1 protein-coding gene is annotated in these 1,148 nt (G+C 36.2%); it reads right to left on the reverse strand.

Annotated elements, in window-relative coordinates:
- Positions 1–188 precede the first annotated feature (188 nt).
- The gene (locus BN874_RS23445; protein WP_195912146.1) at positions 189–1,085 is read right to left on the reverse strand and encodes a transposase family protein; all 897 of its coding nucleotides are present in this window, start codon (positions 1,083–1,085) and stop codon (positions 189–191) included.
- Positions 1,086–1,148 lie beyond the last annotated feature (63 nt).

A 1,148-nucleotide genomic window follows, 5' to 3' on the forward strand; every position in this document is an offset into this window, starting at 1 on the left:
AGACATTATCAATAACTGATTTAACAGAAAAATTTTTACTCAATTTATTGATTAATAAAAACTACATAAATTAACAAAAATTAAATAAAAATATTATTAAATTTATCTCTGTTATTTTAATCATTATAAAAATGTGTTAATTATTTAAGATGGCATCTTTAAATAAAGATGTACCTCACTATGATAAGTTAATAACAGAGTCGATGATTACTCCGAAAATTATGTAATCCACACGCCAATTCCATGACGTGATCCTCATAATTATCTTGAGTATTTCTAAATACATTTTGAACAATATGTAACCGTTTGACGCCCGCAATCACATGTTCTACTCCCACCCGAGTTCGGGAGATAATACGATTGATTATCTTATCACCAAGGCTCAGTTGTTCACCCTTCGATTTTTTCTTGGGTTGATGGATCGTCACTTCAGGAAGGGTGAACCCTTGAAAGCCCGTATCTTGATAAAGATCGCTGCCTTCAGGAGCCGTAATGTGTTCTTCATCTGCGATTTTTTTATCGTGCTTCCTCCCCTCTTGTGTGGGACTTAAGTATTTAACTTGTTGATCTAAAAGGCCGCTTACGATTACGTTTTTTACGGTGTGTTCCCCTTCCTTACCACTAAAGAATCGCTTTTGGCGGTCGGGGTCTTTCGGGCGCTGAATCCGTCTCTCCGTACCATCAATGGCAAAATCTTGCGGTTCCTCCTCAGCCAGTTTTCGGATCATTTCTTCAGAAGTTCGCGCTGGAAGATGATCCATTCGCTTCAGCGTTTCGCGCAAAATCCGACTCAATTGATAAATTAAAAAATGGGCTTGTCCTTGACTCATTCCAAACAGATGGGCTAACACTTCCTGAAGCGGATAGGTTTTGAGATAAAAGAGAATAAATAAAAGTCTATCTTCATGTTTCGTTAAAATAGGTTTCCGTCCTCCTTTGCTTGGATCGCGTTGACACGATTGTGTCTCTTCCTCCCATGCTTGGCTAAATGACAAACATAACAACTCAAACTCATCTCGGTTTAAGCTCGTCATAGCTCTTAAAGTTTCTGGCTTCTCTTTAACATCATCATAATTTAAAATCATAATAAGCATCTCAAAAATTTAATAATAAAATTATATCATAAATTTTAGTTTCTGATAATGTCT

The organism is Candidatus Contendobacter odensis Run_B_J11 (genome assembly GCF_000531125.1).
Taxonomy (GTDB): domain Bacteria; phylum Pseudomonadota; class Gammaproteobacteria; order Competibacterales; family Competibacteraceae; genus Contendibacter; species Contendibacter odensensis.

Excerpts from the sequence above, each read along its gene's own strand:
- BN874_RS23445 (WP_195912146.1), bottom strand. The coding sequence starts at position 1,085 with ATGATTTTAAATTATGATGATGTTAAAGAGAAGCCAGAAACTTTAAGA.